The following is a 16,479-nucleotide window of genomic DNA, read 5'->3' as shown; positions in this document are numbered from 1 at the left end:
TAAGTTGTGGACAAATAGTCGATTGAAACTGTTGAGCTAGTAGGTGCAAACCGAAAGTTCAATGGTTTGTTTCGTAATAATAACTAGGCTGAAAGAATATAAAGTATTAAAATAGAATTAGTGTTTGCTAAAGAGTAATAATATTTTACTTTCCCCGATTAATTCCCCTAAACAACAAAACCCACCGATAATCAGTGGGTTTTGTGACATAAAGCGGAGAGAGAGGGATTCGAACCCCCGGTGCCTTGCGGCACACATGCTTTCCAAGCATGCACAATCGGCCACTCTGTCATCCCTCCAGATGTTGAGACAACAAAAGTAGAAGAAAAATTGGCTTTACAAAACTAGAATAGACAGAAATCTAATTATGTGCAAAGTAAATAAGAGTCTTAGCTTTGTCATTCAATCTTATATGTAAAAATCTTCTTTATAATAATAGTTTTGGGCTATCTCTTATATCTTTGCAGCTTGAAAATAAATATGACTTGCAGATTATGGTTTGGTAAGTCTAAAAATAAGAAGAATGGTTTCAGTTGATGGTTTGGCGGTAGAGTTTGGTGGCACTACCTTATTTAAAGATATTTCCTTTGTTATTAACGAGAAGGACAGAATTGCTCTAATGGGCAAGAATGGGGCTGGGAAATCGACTCTGTTGAAGATTATAGCAGGTGCTGATAAACCTACTCGTGGACGAATTGGTGCTCCTAAAGACGCTGTAATTGCATATTTGCCGCAGCATTTGATGACTGATAATACAAGAACTGTATTTGAGGAAGCTTCTCAAGCTTTTTCCAAGATCTTTGAAATGGAAAAAGAGATTGAGGATTTGAATTTACAGATGGGGTCAAGAACAGATTATGAATCTGATGAATATTATCAGTTGATTGAACGTGTTTCGGCTCTAAGTGAGATATTTTATTCTATTGAAGAAATTAATTACGATGCTGAAGTTGAGAAAACCTTGCTTGGTCTTGGTTTTATGCGAGCGGATTTCACTCGTCCAACTGCGGAGTTTAGTGGTGGATGGCGTATGCGAATTGAGCTAGCGAAAATTCTTTTGCGTCAGCCCGATTTAATTCTTCTGGATGAGCCAACGAATCACTTGGATATTGAATCGATTCAGTGGCTTGAAAACTTTCTTAAAAATTCAGGAAAAGCTGTGATCGTGATTTCTCACGACCGTGCTTTTGTAGATAATATTACCACCAGAACAATTGAGGTAACCATGGGGCGTATTTACGACTACAAGGTAAATTACTCAGAGTATTTGGTACTAAGAAAAGATAGACGTCTTCATCAGCAAAAAGCTTACGAAGAGCAAAAAAGAATTATAGCTGATAATCAGGCTTTTATTGATAGGTTTAAGGGGACATACTCTAAAACCAACCAAGTGTCATCTCGTGAAAAGATGCTCGAGAAAATGGTTATTGTAGAGGTCGATGAGGAAGATAATTCAGCTTTACGATTGAAATTCCCACCTTCACCTAGATCAGGTAACTATCCTGTTATTGCTGATGGTTTAGGTAAAACTTATGGCGATAATCTAGTTTTTGCTGATGCTAAATTTACGCTAGAGCGTGGAGAGAAAGTGGCCTTTGTAGGTAGAAATGGTGAGGGGAAGTCGACTTTGGTAAAAGCCATAATGGATGAGATTGACTACACCGGAGATCTAACCTTAGGGCATAATACCATGATTGGGTACTTTGCTCAAAACCAGGCTTCATTATTGGATGAAAACCTAACTGTTTTTCAAACAATTGACGATGTTGCTGTTGGCGACATCAGAACGAAAGTTAAAGATATGTTGGGAGCCTTTATGTTTGGAGGCGATAACTCAACTAAGAAGGTTAAAATACTTTCAGGAGGGGAACGTACCCGACTTGCAATGATTAAGCTTTTGCTCGAGCCAGTTAACCTTCTGATTCTGGATGAGCCTACAAATCATCTTGACTTAAAAACCAAGGATATTTTAAAGGATGCATTATTGGCCTTCGATGGCACATTAATACTTGTTTCTCACGACAGAGATTTCCTAAATGGTTTGGCTGATAAGGTCTATGAATTTGGGAACAAGAAAGTGAAAGAACACTTGTGTGGAATATCTGAATTTCTTGAGAACAAAAAAATGGAGCATCTTACTGAGTTAGAAAAGAAGTAAGAAAGAATTCATTTTTAGAATAACATAAAGCTTGTAGAGTTAATCTCTACAAGCTTTTTTTATATATCAATATTTTGTAAATCATGGAACAAAAAAAAAGGCCATCCAGTAGGATAGCCTTTTTTGAAATATTGTTTTCAGTAGATTACTTTACTGAATCCATGTATTGGATTAACTCACATACTTTAGTTGAGTATCCCATTTCATTATCATACCATGAAACAACTTTTACGAAGTTTGGAGATAATTGAATACCAGCAGTAGCATCGAAAATAGAAGTACGAGTATCACCGATAAAATCGTTTGATACAACAGCATCTTCAGTATATCCTAAGATACCTTTCAATTCGTTCTCAGAAGCTTTCTTCATTGCAGCACAAATTGCTTCGTAAGTAGTTCCTTTTTCTAAACGAACAGTTAAGTCAACTACAGATACATCAGGTGTAGGAACACGGAAAGACATACCAGTTAGTTTACCGTTCAATGCAGGAATTACTTTACCTACAGCCTTAGCAGCACCAGTAGAAGAAGGAATGATATTTTGACCAGCACCACGTCCACCTCTCCAGTCCTTAGCAGAAGGTCCGTCAACAGTTTTTTGAGTAGCTGTTGTTGCATGTACAGTTGTCATTAAACCTTCAATAATACCGAAGTTATCGTTCAAGACCTTAGCTACAGGAGCTAAACAGTTAGTTGTACAAGAAGCGTTAGAAACGAAAGTAAGATCGTTAGTGTATTCTTTGTTGTTTACACCCATAACGAACATTGGTGTATCGTCCTTAGAAGGAGCAGACATTACAACTTTTTTCGCACCACCATCGATATGACCTTGACAAGTTTCTTTAGTTAAGAAGAAACCTGTAGATTCAACAACGTATTCTGCAGAAACAGCACCCCAGTTAATATCAGCTGGATTTCTTTCAGCAGTAACACGAACAGTGTTACCATTAACGATCATCTGACCATCAACAACTTCAACAGTACCGTTGAATTTTCCGTGAGTAGAATCATATTTTAACATGTAAGCCATGTAATCTACATCTAAAAGGTCGTTAATAGCTACGACTTCGATGTTACCTTGAGCAACAGCCTGACGAAATACGAAACGTCCAATACGTCCGAATCCGTTGATACCAATTTTAATCTTTGACATTTGTATAAAGTTTTAATTTAATAAACCCTTTGTTTCTTGTATGCAAAAGTATAGAAATAAATAAGAAAACGAGAGGGAAATGTGAAAAAAAATCATGTGTTTCTTGATAACACGAAAGAGTTTCTTTGTTGTTGGTCAGTTTGTTATGCGAATCTGTAACGATTGCAATTAGTTGAAATAAAAGCAAAAAAAAATCTCAATTTATGAGATTTTTTGTTCTTTATACCGATTTCAATGTTTTCTGAGTTTCAACTTTAGAATAAGCTGGGCATTTTTTATCGGTAGCACAAGAACTTAAAACTGTTCCTACAAATAGAAGTAGGCATAGTGCATAAAGTAGTTTTTTCATAGCGTTATTTATTTCAAATCAGATTGCAAATTTAACATTTATTAGTTTAGACTTATGGTTTATTAAAGAAAAACAAAGCAATTTTGTTCAATAATTTGTAAAAGATAATGATATTCTTGTAACTATAGAAATTATCATCCATTTTTGAATCTGATTTTAATCATCTATAATAATAACTTTATTTTGTTAAAATTAGATATAACATACTTCAATTTAAAATACCTATTTCTGTTTAAGATCCCTTTAATGTTAATCTTGTCATTGGTGACATCTGGTATTTTAGTTTCCCAAGAACAAGTTCATCATATAAAGTTGAAAGGGAGTGATCTTCCAATTTTTGAAAAACAAGCTAAAAAGTTAAGGCATTATCGGTTTGATGATGTGAAGAACTTGAGTTTAAAAGTAGAGCAATTAAAGTCTTACTTTATTGAGAAGGGTTACCTTGAAACGAATGTAGATAGTACCTATAAAATAGCTGATACGCTATATGCGGTTTTTCATATTGGAAAACCATATGTATGGAAGGACTTAAATTTAGTTATTGATAAAAATAGAGGAGAGGGACTGCCTGAATTAAGAGTGAATCACTCAGCAGTATATTCTTTCAAAGGTGGAACAGAACAGCAGTCTGTTATACTGGACTATTATTCAGACCATGGATATCCATTTGCTACATTAAATTTAACTGATATTAGAATTGATAATGGTGAAATAAGAGGAACTTGTTCTTTAAACCCAAACCAGCGAATCGTTTGGGATAGTATGCTTGTAAAAGGGGATGCTTTAGTTCATGGCAAATTTCTTGAAAATCATTTGAGCATAAAACCCGATCAATTGTATAGTGAAGAAAAGTTTGAATCGATTTCTAGATTGATGGCAAAACTTGATTTTCTATCAGAAATAAAACCATCTGAACTTGAATTTTTCGATGGAGTAGCCAAGGTTCATAACTATTTAAAAAAACAATCAGCAAATCGCTTTGATGGGATTGTTGGGTTTCAGAACAATAAAGAGAAGAAAAAATTAGAACTCACTGGTGAAGTGAATCTGGATTTGGTCAATTCATTTCATAGGGGAGAACGTATTCAGTTTAATTGGCGAAAGATGGAAGAGAGTAGCCAGAATTTGAAACTTGCTTTCCATTATCCCTATATTTTTAACTCAAAGCTTGGCACTGATTTTTCATTTCAGCTCTTGAAACAGGATAGTACTTATGTGAATACAAATTTAAGATTGGGGCTCAATTTTCAGCAGAACGGTAACAGTGTAGTCCGTTTATTTTATCAATTGAAGTCATCTAATCTTATTTCTTCCAAGCATTTTGCTGGCCTAACGGTATTGCCTGATTTTGCCGATTCAAAGTCGAACTTGTTGGGTTTTCAATATGAATATGAGAAATTGGACAGGAGGTATAATCCCCTTAAAGGATGGCAGTGGATTCTGGATATATCGGGTGGTGAAAATAAAATTAAGAGGAATATCAATATTCCAGACGAGCTATATAAGAATATCGATTTAAAAACGAAGATCTTTGAAGGCGCCCTGAGTCTTAAAAACTACATACCCTTAGCCTCGAAATTTGTATATCATTGGCAAGTAATGGCTGCATGGATGGAGCGAGTCAATTATTTTGAAAATGATTTATATCGTTTGGGAGGAATGAAGAGTGTCAGAGGCTTTAACGAAGATTCTTTTAGAGCTTCAAAATACGCACTTACCAGACAGGAATTTCAATTTGTTCCTAGTCGAAATACAAGTATTTATCTATTCTATGATTTGGCATGGTATAAGCAAGAGATCCAAGAAAAGATAATGTCAGATCATCCCATGGGTTATGGATTTGGTTTAAATTTTTCTGCAGGATCTGGCTTATTCACTTTAAACTATGCTTTGGGAAAGCAAAACGATGAATCTACCGATTTTAAATCTGCTAAAATACATTTTGGTTTTATTGCTAAATTCTAGTTGAGTGGATAGAATTCAAAAATGGCTGTACACTGGAGTGAACAGCCATTTTAAACATCAAACTTCAAATTATTAGTCGCGATTTAATCAGTACTTTGAATTAAAATCAACAGTCAAAACTAGTCATAAGTTTTGAGTTTGTTATGTCTTGAAAATAAGTTCTTAAACATAGCGCAAACGTTTGTAATTATTTTATATTTGCATTTATATTAAGGCAGGTGGGCTTCAGATTTCCTCTTGGTTTCCCTTCGCTTTATTTCAATAAAAAAAAGCACCCACTTAAAAGTGAGTGCTTCTATCTCTATCAGCCTTTTAGGGCTTAGCTTGTAATCTATAGTTCAAAAAGAGTTTTGTAGTTGGTTTTAATTAACTCATCTACTTTTTGATAAAAAGCTTTCATCTCATTCTTATTGACTCCTTCTTTTCTCCATTTTTTAAGGTTCTCTTGACTTAATTGAAGAATTTGATTTTCAGTTTTCTCTAATTGCTGAACGATTCCAGTTTCTTCTTTGTTGTATGCTGCAGTGGTATTCATGTAATCTTCACCAGCACCTCTTGATACAGGAAAGAATTTCTTCTTCAATTCTAAGGTTTTGATACACAATTCTGCATTCTTATCATTTTCAGCGCGAACAGTTTCTGGTAAATCCACATTGTTTAAACTCCAAGTTGGAACAGCGACTGATGCAAGAGGAAAACCAAGCAAGGTCCACATGGTTGTTAGTTTAGGATCTTCATTGTCTTTAACTCCCTGTATAACAAAAGATGAAGTTGAGATGTAACGGTTGATACAGTCTTTAACAACGATAAAATTATTTTGATTCTCGGATAAGTTCTGATATGACTTAACATCGTCTTCTGTTAGGAAATTCTCAAGTGATCGACATTGGTTTTTAAGAATGAAAGTCGGATCTAGTTGATTGGTTCCTGCTGCTGCAAAGAATTCTTTTTCAGCATTCATATAGCGTATGTAGCCATAACCTTCGTTTTCTCGACCAGTAAAAGAATAGTTTGCTCTAATGATATAACCATTAGGAGCTACTTTATTGTCATTTGCATCAAACTTGACGAAGGCATTGTCATTTGTTTCGAAATAGGCTGCTCCACCTTTTGCATCAATGACTCCAAAATTTGCTTCTAAGCCCATTGGCTTAGGTAAGCTAGCAAGTAGCTTTTCAAAATCGTCTATTGTTTTGCAGGTTTGTAGGGCTTTTTTCATAATTATACCTTCTTGATCTTTAAACTTGGCATCTTTATCTTCTCTAAGGTTAAAAGAAGCAGAGTTCATAATCGCAAAGCCAAATTCGTTGTTCCCTCCCCAAATTTGATCACCCTTGTTATCGTTAGAATTAATTAATCCAACGTAAGTAAAAGCGCCATCATTAAAAAGGCGTAGTTTGTTTTGGTAACTTTCAGAGTCACGGTGTTTCCACAATATTGGACGCCCATCTTTTGTCGATTTGCCAGAAATTACGGCTGTTGTACAAGCCATAGAAGAACCATAAGCAAATCCTAAAAGGAAGCTTAAAATTGTCAAGTGTTTTATGAATTTCATTCTTATGTTAGTTGGTAGTCAAAAACTGTGGTTTTGTTTTCGATTGTGTTAGTTTTCGGTTTTATTTGGTCGGTTAAGTATATAATTACAGAAAACAATACTCAGAAGAGTAATTCCTGAATTGGCCACAATTGACAAATCATGTGGCAAGTATATTCTTAGTGCAAAAATTAATAGAAAGGCAATAAGGATTCCCATTAAAAGTGCTGAAAACATGTTTTTTGAGTTTTCAACACTAGCTTCCTTCCCAATTTGTTCTATTTCATCAATGTCAACTTTGAAATTAAGCATGGCTTCGGTAAATGCTTCAGCTTCTTTTGAGAAGAATAATTTCGTTTTAGTAGATAAAAACTGGCCTACTGAGCTAAACTTATACTGGGCAAAAAGATCGTAATCCATTTTTTCAACTTTGATGACATCAAGTCTAACTATGGTTCTCCAATTTAAGGGATTAAGTGAAGTTAAGTTTCCCCACCATGATCCCTTTTTCAAAGTCATTCCATATGCATTCGCATCAACGAGTGTATAGCCTCTTGTTTCGTAGAATTTAATTATATCTGAAACGAGAAGCTTCTTGTTACGTTTTATATTGCAATTGCTCAATTTGTCCATAATGCAATTTTATTGATTACGAAAGATACTTAAAAAATATAGATGGTCTTTATAATTTACGATTCACATCTCTTGCCGATGCCTGAGCTGAAGGCATAATAAGAATATCGTTGATTGAAACATGTTCAGGACGCGTTGCGATAAAAAGCAAGCTTTCAGCAATATCTTCAGCTTTTAATGGTTGAAATCCGTCATAGACTTGTTCAGCTTTACTTTCATCACCTTTAAAACGAACAAGAGAGAATTCAGTTTCAACCATGCCAGGAGCAATTGAGCTAACTCTAATATTGTGTGGTAATAAATCAATTCTCATACCCTTAGTAATAGCCTCTACTGCATGTTTTGTACCACAATAGACATTTCCACCAGGATACGTTTCTTTTCCTGCGATAGAAGAAATATTGACAATTAATCCCTTCTTGCGAGTAACCATTAGCGGACTTACACAGCGTGTCACATAAAGAAGACCTTTAACGTTGGTGTCGATCATTCGATCCCAATCATCTATAACGCCTTGCTCAATAGGAGAAACACCGACGGCTAAACCTGCATTGTTGACTAAAACATCAATATTTTTCCATTTTTCAGGTAAAGAATTTATTGTTTTTTCTACCTCTTTGTAGTTTCTAACATCAAGACAAAGACTAAATACCTCTCTCTTATAGATGTTTTGAATTTTATTAGCGAGATTTTCAATGTTTTTTTCACGCCTGCCAGCAATAATTAAGTCAAATCCATTTTCGGCTAATTTTAACGCACAAGCTTCACCTATTCCTGCTGAAGCACCCGTTACTAAAGCTATTTTGTTCATACTCTGAGTTTTGTTGTGTTTTAAAGAATGTCTTTAGTTCTACCAGTATTAAGTTTAGAACTCGATTTTTTCAGCTCTAAATTTAGAAACAAAGTATCTAATTGATGTTAGTGTTCATTATTTTTTTATAAATTTAGTTAATCATCAAGCAATGGGTAATATAGGTGTTACTGTATGGATCGATAAATACTCAAATGCGTTTTGATCTTTTTTAAGTATATATTTTAATCAAGTTAAAATTGTTGACAAAGAATAATTGGGAATCAGATGAAATGAACCATGATTAACTAAGAGTTAGCGTGGTGACTTCTATGTGCTGTTAATATAAAAATTAGAAACACATGAAAAACAAGGCGAATACATTAAAGGTTGCGGAAGAACTAGAAGCTTATAAAGACATTTTAGATTCTATATCAATGAAATTAGGTCGAGAACTTAATGAATTGGAGTTGCTTATTTATTCTGCCATGTGGGCTGAAAGAATCTCGTATAAAAGTTCTTATCAATGGGTGAAATCTTTACCTACTGAAGGGGATCGGGTTATTGTTGGAGCTGGAGTGGCAAATTCAGGTGCTGTTGATATTGGCAATGATATGTGCTGTGTTTTTAAAATGGGTAGTCATAATCATCCATCTGGTATAGATCCATATGAAGGTGCTGCTACTTGTGTTGGCGATGTTATTCGTGATGTTGCATCGCTTGGTGCAAAACCAATTATTTCTCTGAATTCATTTCGGTTTGGTAATCAGGATCTTGAAAGCACCCAATGGTTGATGGAAGAGGTTAAAAAAGGTGTTTACGACTACTCGTCTTTACAATACGTCAAAAATATCAATAGTGAAATCCGTTTCAATTCTTGTTTTAATTGCAATCCTATCGTAAATGTATTGGTTGCAGGTCTAGTACATAAAGATCATCTTATTTCAAATAGAAATATTCGTGTTGGTGCTGCCGTGTTTATTGTTGGAAATTTAACGAATAATGATGGTATTGCTGTAGATGATAGAACAGGTTCAGTTGCTAAAAGTAATCCCGTTTTATCAAGCTCAATGATAAAAGCAATCCTCGAATTAACTGAGCAGAATGCCTTGCTATTTGTTGAAAATATGGATATTGCAGGCTTAGTCAGTGCCTGCTCGGCTATTGGTGCTAAAATTGATTATGGTATTGATGTTGAGTTGAATAAGATACCTTTATCTAAAGATGATTTGTCAGTAGAAGAAGTCATGTTATCTAGAACTCAGGAGAGAATGATGATTGTTGTCGATCAAACAAAGATTGAAGATGTTAGACATGTTTTCAATAGATCTGAAGTTCTTTGCACACAAATTGGAACTATAGTAGAGAATAAGACCTTAACTTTCTTCGATGATAATGATGTGGTTGCAGAGTTTTTTGCAGAAGACCTTGTAATGGGTTACACAGCTCCTCAAGAAAAGAGAAAATACATACCTTCAACTGAAAGTAATCATAGAGATCTTCTAGGGAGTATTCCTGAACCAGATGACTATTGGAAATTGATTAAGCACTTGTTGAAAGATAAAAATATTGGAGTTAAATCACACATTCAGTTGCATAACCAAATAGAAGAAAATCACTCACCTTCTGATGCAATTGTGCTCTATGATAAGAATACGAATCCACTGTGTTTTACTATTTCCGGGAATTCAAACTATTGCAAATCTAACACTTTTGTAGGGGTACAAATTAATATGGCAATGGCTGTACGTCGCATTACATGTTCAGGTGGAAAAGCTATAGCGATTAATGATTGTTTGAATTTTGGAAGTCTGTTAGATGAGAAAGTTTACGCTCAACTGGTAGAATCTGTTACGGGTTTATCTGAAGCTTGTCAATTCTATGATATTCCGGTTTTAGGCGGTAATGTTAGTTTCTATAATGAAAGTACCATTGAGGGGATTCGAATCCCTATTCAGCCAACACCAGTCATAGGTATGATGGGGATGTTAGATTCAGCACAAGATCATACATCTTATATTTATAGAAAGAAAGGTGATATGATTTTTCTTATTGGGCAGTCTCATAATGATATTGCTGGATCACAATATTTGCAGTGTATTAGAAAAGGGGTTTCAGAGGGAATTCCTTACTTTTCACTTTACGAAGAGAAAAAAGTGAATGATTGTATTCTGAAACTGATTAAGCAAAAATTGATTGTCTCAGCTCATAGTATAGATGAAGGAGGTTTGTTTTTCAATTTAGTCTCATCTGCCATGCCATTAGGCTTTGGTTTTGATATCACTTCGCCAGCAGAAGTCCGAAAAGATGCCTTCCTGTTTGGAGAATCTCAGTCTAGAGTTGTAGTTTCTGTGTCAATGGAAAATGAAGATGATTTTATTGATGCTATGATGGAGTATGGCTTGTCTTTTTCAACTTTGGGGCATGTTACCAAGGGCGAATTGCGTATTGATGATATCCCTTTTGGTTTTATTGATGATTATAAAACCGATTTTAAATTAAGTTCTCCTTTTGATTGATTAGGAATCATGTAAATAAAAGTACGTTTTGTAATTGGCTTGTCTTGACAATTAATATATTTGCGTTTGGTTTCTCAATTCTAGTTTTTTAGAGAATCTCAATAATCAGATTTATTAATCTTAAGAAAATATATTTTAGTGGTCAATCCATATAAAGATTTAGATAAAGGGAAAAAAGCACAGGTTGCGCTGATGTTTAATAATATAGCTAGGAAATATGATTTTTTGAATCATTTTCTTTCTCTTGGAATAGATAAGTTATGGCGAAAAAAAGCCATAAAACTACTTTATTCTCATCAGCCTAAACGTATGCTCGATATTGCAACAGGTACAGGCGATTTTGCTATTGCAGCTTTAAAATTGAATCCTGATTCGGTTGTTGGTATCGATATTTCGACAGAAATGTTGGCTGTTGGTCGTGAGAAAATTGCTAAAAAAGGATTAGAAAATAAAATACAGCTTTTCGAAGGAGACTCTGAAAATATTCAGTTTGATAATAATTCATTTGATGCCATTACTGTTGCTTTTGGGGTTCGAAATTTCGAAAACTTAGAAAAAGGAATTAGCGAGATGTATCGTGTGTTGGATAAAGGAGGCAAGCTTGTTGTCTTAGAATTTTCAAAACCACGCAAGTTTCCTATTAAGCAAGTCTATAACTTCTATTTTTTCAAAATTCTTCCTTTCTGGGGAAGGATCGTTTCAAAAGACGTATCTGCTTATACTTATTTGCCTGAATCAGTAGAAAATTTCCCTGATGGAGATAAATTTGTTCAGATATGTAAATCTTGTGGTTTCAATACGGTAAAGGAACAAAGATTAAGTTTTGGTATTGCCTCGATCTATATTGGAACTAAATAGAACAATAATATTTTAATTATCCGGTTATTTATTGAAACAACACATTCAAGTTTGAAGAAAGTACTTATTATATTATTGCTCCTTTTTTCGTCTAATTATATATTCTCTCAAGGGATTTATCGTTCAGGACGTATCTTAAATAATCAAAAAGTTGATCAGAAACGACTGCATTTTGGTTTTACTTTAGGACTAAATGCGATGGACTATGCCATTCGTAATTCTGCTAAAGATAAGACTCGTGCAGAACAAGTGACTTTTACACCTGGTTTTTCAGTAGGAATTGTTGCTGATTTGAAATTGCATGAGAATTTCTCTTTACGTTTTCAACCAGGGCTAGAGTTTGGAGAACGATTGATTTTATATTCAGGGTATAACAAATTAGAAATTTCTTTAGATGAAACGCCATTATCTGAAATTTCACCAGAAGAATCGATTCAAGAGAGTGTCGTAATAAACCTGCCATTTTTATTGAAGTACAGAGCAAAGAGGCTTGATAATTTCCGACCTTATTTGGTTGGAGGTTTTAGCTACAAAATGGATGTGCAGGCTCCTAGTCATTTAGATCCAGATAATAATGTCATGGTCAGTTTAAAGCCTAACTACTTTAGTTTAGAGTTGGGAGCTGGTATCGACTTTTATTTACCATACTTCAAGTTCGCTACAGAACTTAAACTTTCTATTGGTCTTCAGGATATCTTGAATCATAATTTAGATAAAGATAATCCAGATGCAGCTTTTTACACCGAATCTATAAACAGAATGAGTTCGAATGTGGTGACACTTTCGTTTCATTTTGAGTAGACATACTCATACACAACTTACATATTTAAATATGATTACCGAAATTAATTTGGTTTTAAGTCCTCGTGATGCTTCTGACGAAAAGTATTACAAATTCCCAGTAGCTAAAAGTTTAAACATAAATAGCGACAGGATTAGTGGAATTCAAATATTACGTCGTTCAATTGATGCCCGTCAGCGAAATATTAAAATAAATATGCGTTTTCGTGTGGCTTACGATGAGGATTTTCCTGAGTTGAAATTATCTGATTTTACCTACCAAAATGTTGAAGGTAAAAAGAAGGTGATTGTTGTTGGAGCAGGTCCGGCAGGCTTATTTTCTGCATTAAAGTTAATTGAACTGGGATATTGTCCGATTGTACTAGAACGTGGGAAACGAGTAGAGGATAGAAAAAAAGATTTGGCTTCAATTCATAAGGATAGAGTGATCGATCCGGATTCAAATTATAGTTTTGGTGAAGGAGGAGCAGGTACATTTTCAGATGGTAAACTGTATACGCGTTCTAAAAAACGAGGAAACCTTAAAAAGATCCTTGAAGTTTTACACTTTCACGGTGCTCAGGAAGATATATTGATTGATGCTCATCCTCATATTGGAACGGATGTATTGCCTAAAGTTATTGTTCGAATTAGAGAAAGTATTCTTCAGGCTGGTGGTGAAGTTCATTTTTCGACCAAAGTAAATCACTTGATAGTTGATGGTGATAAGATAAAGGGAGTTAGACTTGAGTCTGGTGATGAGCTTATGGCTGAAGCCGTAATTTTAGCGACTGGACATTCTGCCCGAGATATATATTACCTTTTAGATTCTCAAAAAATTGCCATTGAAGCAAAAACTTTTGCAATGGGAGTTCGTATTGAGCATTCTCAGAGTTTAATCGATCAAATTCAGTATCATAACCCTGAAGGGCGAGGAGAGTACTTACCAGCGGCAAGTTATAGCTTTGTCAATCAAGTCGACGGTAGAGGCGTTTACTCTTTTTGTATGTGTCCAGGTGGCGTTATTGTTCCTGCTGCGACAGGAGATAATCAACAGGTTGTAAATGGAATGTCATCTTCGCGAAGAAATACGGCTTTTGCCAATTCGGGAATGGCTGTGGAAGTGATGGAAGAAGATCTTGAAGAATTCAAAGAGTTTGGTTCTTTAGCAGGTTTGAAATTTCAAGAGAGTCTTGAGAAATTGGCATTTGAAAAAGGTGGTTCAGATTTGACTGCTCCTGCTCAAAGAATGAAAGATTTTGTAGACGGGGTTGAAAGTTTTGATCTTCCAGCATCATCATACCAACCAGGCCTAAAGAGTTCTGATTTGCATGAATGGTTGCCAAAGCATATCCGATACCGCCTTCAGGACGGTTTTAAGACCTTCGGAAATAAATCGAAAGGCTTTCTTACTAATGAAGCTGTCATATTAGCTGTGGAGTCTAGAACATCGTCTCCAATAAGAATACCTCGTGATAATAAAACATTACAGCACATTCAAGTTTCTGGTTTGTTTCCATGTGGCGAAGGTGCTGGTTATGCTGGTGGGATTGTATCAGCTGCAATGGATGGTGAACGTTGTGCCGAAGCCTTTCATAATATGCTTCTCGAATAATATTCTAAGTTTAATAGATACAAAAAAGCCTTTCGAAAAATATTCGAAAGGCTTTCTTTTTTTTGCACGGGTGGAGAGACTCGAACTCCCGACACCTGGTTTTGGAGACCAGTGCTCTGCCAACTGAGCTACACCCGTATTTGATTGAGGTGTTATCCCCTTTGTTCGCTGACAAAAGTAGAATAAATTCTGACACCTGCAAGCTGTTTTATGAAAGAAAGAATAAGTTTTTTTCTTTCTATAAGGCTTGATTTTGCTACTGTTTTAAGAATGAGCTTTTTAGTTTAAGCTTAGGTGCTGTTAAATTTTCAATGAAGTTTTCATTTAAAAGTGTTAAATTAAGAATTAGAAGTTTTGTTGACTTATTTTTTTTAAAACGACTGATATGAAAAATACTAAAAAGGAATACAGTAATGGTGAAATTACTATCGTCTACCAGGCTGATTTGTGTATTCACTCAGAAGTATGTTCAAAAGGATTAGCATCCGTTTTTCAACCTGGGACTCAACCTTGGATAAAAATAGATGCAGCTAGTAAGGAAGAAATAATGCAACAGACTAAAAAGTGTCCAACCAAAGCGCTTTCATTTTATGTGAATATACCAGAGAAGGAAGAACGAGAGAGTCCAATTGCTTTAGAGTCGGGATTGAAGGTCAAGGTTTTATCTAAGGGACCACTAATGGTCGAAGGACTGATAACTCTGGTTAATACGAATGGGCAGAGAGAAATCAAATCAGGTGAAACGTATTTTTGTCGTTGTGGTACCTCTAAGAATAAGCCTTTTTGTGATGGATCTCACAATGTTATTGATTTTGAAGACTAAAAAAAAAGCCCTGCTACATTCTGTAACAGGGCTTCAATTTATTAGGCTAAAAGATTATTTCTCTTTATTTTTTAGAATCTGAATTCTCAAAGCATCAGCAACAAGTTCTGCAGCTGCTTCAAATGAATTAGATTGTTTTTTAGCGAAAAGTTCATTTCCAGGAACGTTTACTCTTACTTCAACAACTTTATTCGCTTTAGGATCTGAATTTTCAATATTTAATGTGACACTATAATCACTAATATTATTATCGAATTTATTTAGTTTACTCAACTTCTGATTGATAAAAGCTTCAAGTTTCTTATCTGCTTTAAAACCTACGGATTGCATTTTCATATTCATCACAATTCCTCCTATATTTTATTGCTCAAGAGAGCATGAGTTAATATTTCGTTAAATAGTAACTGATCAGTTGTAATAGTGCACATGTGGCTTGTAATAGCCGTATTGATTAATCTTATTACCTTGAAAGTAGATATAATTTTTCAATAAAGAAAGGCTTTGGGCGTAATTATTATGATGGGGAAGTGTTAATTAAACTTAAGAGCCTTATTTCTAGAAGAGATAGCTTGTTAACTTTTTTTGAAATATAATAGGAATGCTAGTTCCGTACTATTTAGTTTGATTTCTTGAAACGGAATTTAGGACATGGTAGAGTTGGTCATCAAGAAAGTAATTCTCGAAATCAGCCATAATTCCCTTGAAAAGAGGTAAAGTTTTCCCTTCCATTATAAGTAGCATATCACCTAAATTGTGCTCAGCAATCATAATAGGAATATAAATAGCTCTTTTCCCTGATTTCAGTTTGTGTTTTGTAATTGAGTCAGACTTAAATTTAGTTATTTCTTCACCTGAATTATAATCATACCTCTGGCAATTTTTAAAATGGAAATTGCCTCCAATGACGTTTGCTCCAGGATAACTGAAAAAATCAATAATGAAATCAGCAACTTCTTTCTGAAAATCTTCACAGTTTTGATAAGATTCAAGAGCAACCTTGTCTTTTATAATATCAAACTTTCTTGAAAGTTTATAAGGGATAGAAAGGATCGTATAGAAATAAACTCCAGATAAAACAGCTAGAAGGGTTCCAATAATAGTAGCTGGTATTTGCCAAATACTAATGCCGATAGCTAATTCAACACCATACCATGAACAGATAGACCAAACTAGAATCCAGAAACTCAATAATAATTGTAATGAGAATTTATAGATGACTTCAAAAGAGCTAAACATGATATAATGAATTAGAGTGTTGAATGTAATTTAAAGTTAGATGGATAATTAAATATAAGCAAAATC

The 16,479-nt window shown here is 34.6% G+C and carries 14 protein-coding genes and 2 tRNA genes; 7 read left to right on the top strand and 9 right to left on the bottom strand.

Annotated features, from left to right (window positions below; genetic code table 11):
- Window positions 1–214 precede the first annotated feature (214 nt).
- Window positions 215–299, bottom strand: a tRNA-Ser gene (locus ACXR6G_RS02840).
- A gap of 224 nt (window positions 300–523) precedes the next feature.
- On the opposite strand from ACXR6G_RS02840, the gene ACXR6G_RS02835 reads away from it, so the two are divergent.
- Window positions 524–2,158, top strand: coding sequence for an ABC-F family ATP-binding cassette domain-containing protein (locus ACXR6G_RS02835; protein ID WP_458359881.1), 1,635 nt, complete (start codon window positions 524–526; stop codon window positions 2,156–2,158).
- 145 nt (window positions 2,159–2,303) lie between these two features.
- Here the strand turns inward: ACXR6G_RS02835 and gap are convergent, their stop codons facing one another.
- On the bottom strand, window positions 2,304–3,311 hold the full coding sequence (gap, locus tag ACXR6G_RS02830) for a type I glyceraldehyde-3-phosphate dehydrogenase (RefSeq protein WP_458359880.1): 1,008 nt from the start codon (window positions 3,309–3,311) through the stop codon (window positions 2,304–2,306).
- Window positions 3,312–3,531: 220 nt separating this feature from the next.
- A complete protein-coding gene (locus tag ACXR6G_RS02825; protein WP_458359879.1) occupies window positions 3,532–3,660 on the bottom strand; it encodes a hypothetical protein in 129 nt (42 codons plus the stop codon).
- Between the two features lie 246 nt (window positions 3,661–3,906).
- Between ACXR6G_RS02825 and ACXR6G_RS02820 the strand changes: the two genes are divergently transcribed.
- The gene (locus ACXR6G_RS02820; protein ID WP_458359878.1) at window positions 3,907–5,625 is read left to right on the top strand and encodes a BamA/TamA family outer membrane protein; all 1,719 of its coding nucleotides are present in this window, start codon (window positions 3,907–3,909) and stop codon (window positions 5,623–5,625) included.
- Window positions 5,626–5,956: 331 nt separating this feature from the next.
- Here ACXR6G_RS02820 and ACXR6G_RS02815 read toward each other — a convergent pair whose 3' ends face one another.
- Genes ACXR6G_RS02815 through ACXR6G_RS02805 form a run of 3 tightly spaced genes read right to left on the bottom strand, consistent with a single transcriptional unit; the run spans window position 5,957 to window position 8,603 of the window.
- A complete protein-coding gene (locus tag ACXR6G_RS02815; RefSeq protein WP_458359877.1) occupies window positions 5,957–7,180 on the bottom strand; it encodes a hypothetical protein in 1,224 nt (407 codons plus the stop codon).
- 48 nt (window positions 7,181–7,228) lie between these two features.
- Window positions 7,229–7,792, bottom strand: coding sequence for a hypothetical protein (locus ACXR6G_RS02810; protein WP_458359876.1), 564 nt, complete (start codon window positions 7,790–7,792; stop codon window positions 7,229–7,231).
- Between the two features lie 49 nt (window positions 7,793–7,841).
- Window positions 7,842–8,603 (bottom strand): SDR family NAD(P)-dependent oxidoreductase, encoded by a 762-nt coding sequence (locus ACXR6G_RS02805; RefSeq protein ID WP_458359875.1) that lies wholly within the window; start codon window positions 8,601–8,603, stop codon window positions 7,842–7,844.
- A gap of 341 nt (window positions 8,604–8,944) precedes the next feature.
- Between ACXR6G_RS02805 and ACXR6G_RS02800 the strand changes: the two genes are divergently transcribed.
- The 4 genes from ACXR6G_RS02800 (at window position 8,945) to ACXR6G_RS02785 (ending at window position 14,354) form a co-directional block, all read left to right on the top strand.
- A complete protein-coding gene (locus ACXR6G_RS02800; RefSeq protein ID WP_458359874.1) occupies window positions 8,945–11,101 on the top strand; it encodes an AIR synthase related protein in 2,157 nt (718 codons plus the stop codon).
- Between the two features lie 138 nt (window positions 11,102–11,239).
- Window positions 11,240–11,959 (top strand): bifunctional demethylmenaquinone methyltransferase/2-methoxy-6-polyprenyl-1,4-benzoquinol methylase UbiE, encoded by a 720-nt coding sequence (gene ubiE, locus ACXR6G_RS02795; RefSeq protein ID WP_458359873.1) that lies wholly within the window; start codon window positions 11,240–11,242, stop codon window positions 11,957–11,959.
- Between the two features lie 51 nt (window positions 11,960–12,010).
- Complete coding sequence (gene porT, locus ACXR6G_RS02790; RefSeq protein ID WP_458359872.1) at window positions 12,011–12,760, top strand: type IX secretion/gliding motility protein PorT/SprT; 750 nt, start codon at window positions 12,011–12,013, stop codon at window positions 12,758–12,760.
- A gap of 31 nt (window positions 12,761–12,791) precedes the next feature.
- Window positions 12,792–14,354: an NAD(P)/FAD-dependent oxidoreductase gene (locus ACXR6G_RS02785; RefSeq protein WP_458359871.1), complete on the top strand. Its 1,563-nt coding sequence runs from the start codon at window positions 12,792–12,794 to the stop codon at window positions 14,352–14,354.
- Between the two features lie 65 nt (window positions 14,355–14,419).
- Here ACXR6G_RS02785 and ACXR6G_RS02780 read toward each other — a convergent pair.
- Window positions 14,420–14,492 (bottom strand) — tRNA-Trp (locus ACXR6G_RS02780).
- Window positions 14,493–14,739: 247 nt separating this feature from the next.
- Between ACXR6G_RS02780 and ACXR6G_RS02775 the strand changes: the two genes are divergently transcribed.
- Window positions 14,740–15,177, top strand: a complete 438-nt coding sequence (locus tag ACXR6G_RS02775) for a (4Fe-4S)-binding protein (protein WP_458359870.1) — start codon at window positions 14,740–14,742, stop codon at window positions 15,175–15,177.
- Between the two features lie 54 nt (window positions 15,178–15,231).
- On the opposite strand, the gene hpf is transcribed toward ACXR6G_RS02775, so the two are convergent.
- Together hpf and ACXR6G_RS02765 are read right to left on the bottom strand one after the other, a co-directional pair.
- Entirely contained in the window at window positions 15,232–15,519 is a 288-nt protein-coding gene (hpf, locus tag ACXR6G_RS02770; protein WP_458359960.1) for a ribosome hibernation-promoting factor, HPF/YfiA family, read from the bottom strand.
- A gap of 270 nt (window positions 15,520–15,789) precedes the next feature.
- Complete coding sequence (locus tag ACXR6G_RS02765; protein WP_458359869.1) at window positions 15,790–16,413, bottom strand: hypothetical protein; 624 nt, start codon at window positions 16,411–16,413, stop codon at window positions 15,790–15,792.
- Between the last annotated feature and the right edge of the window lie 66 nt (window positions 16,414–16,479).

Source organism: Ancylomarina sp. YFZ004 (genome assembly GCF_054254355.1).
Note: the sequence above shows the minus strand (reverse complement) of the source record. Positions and strands in the feature narration are given on the sequence as shown.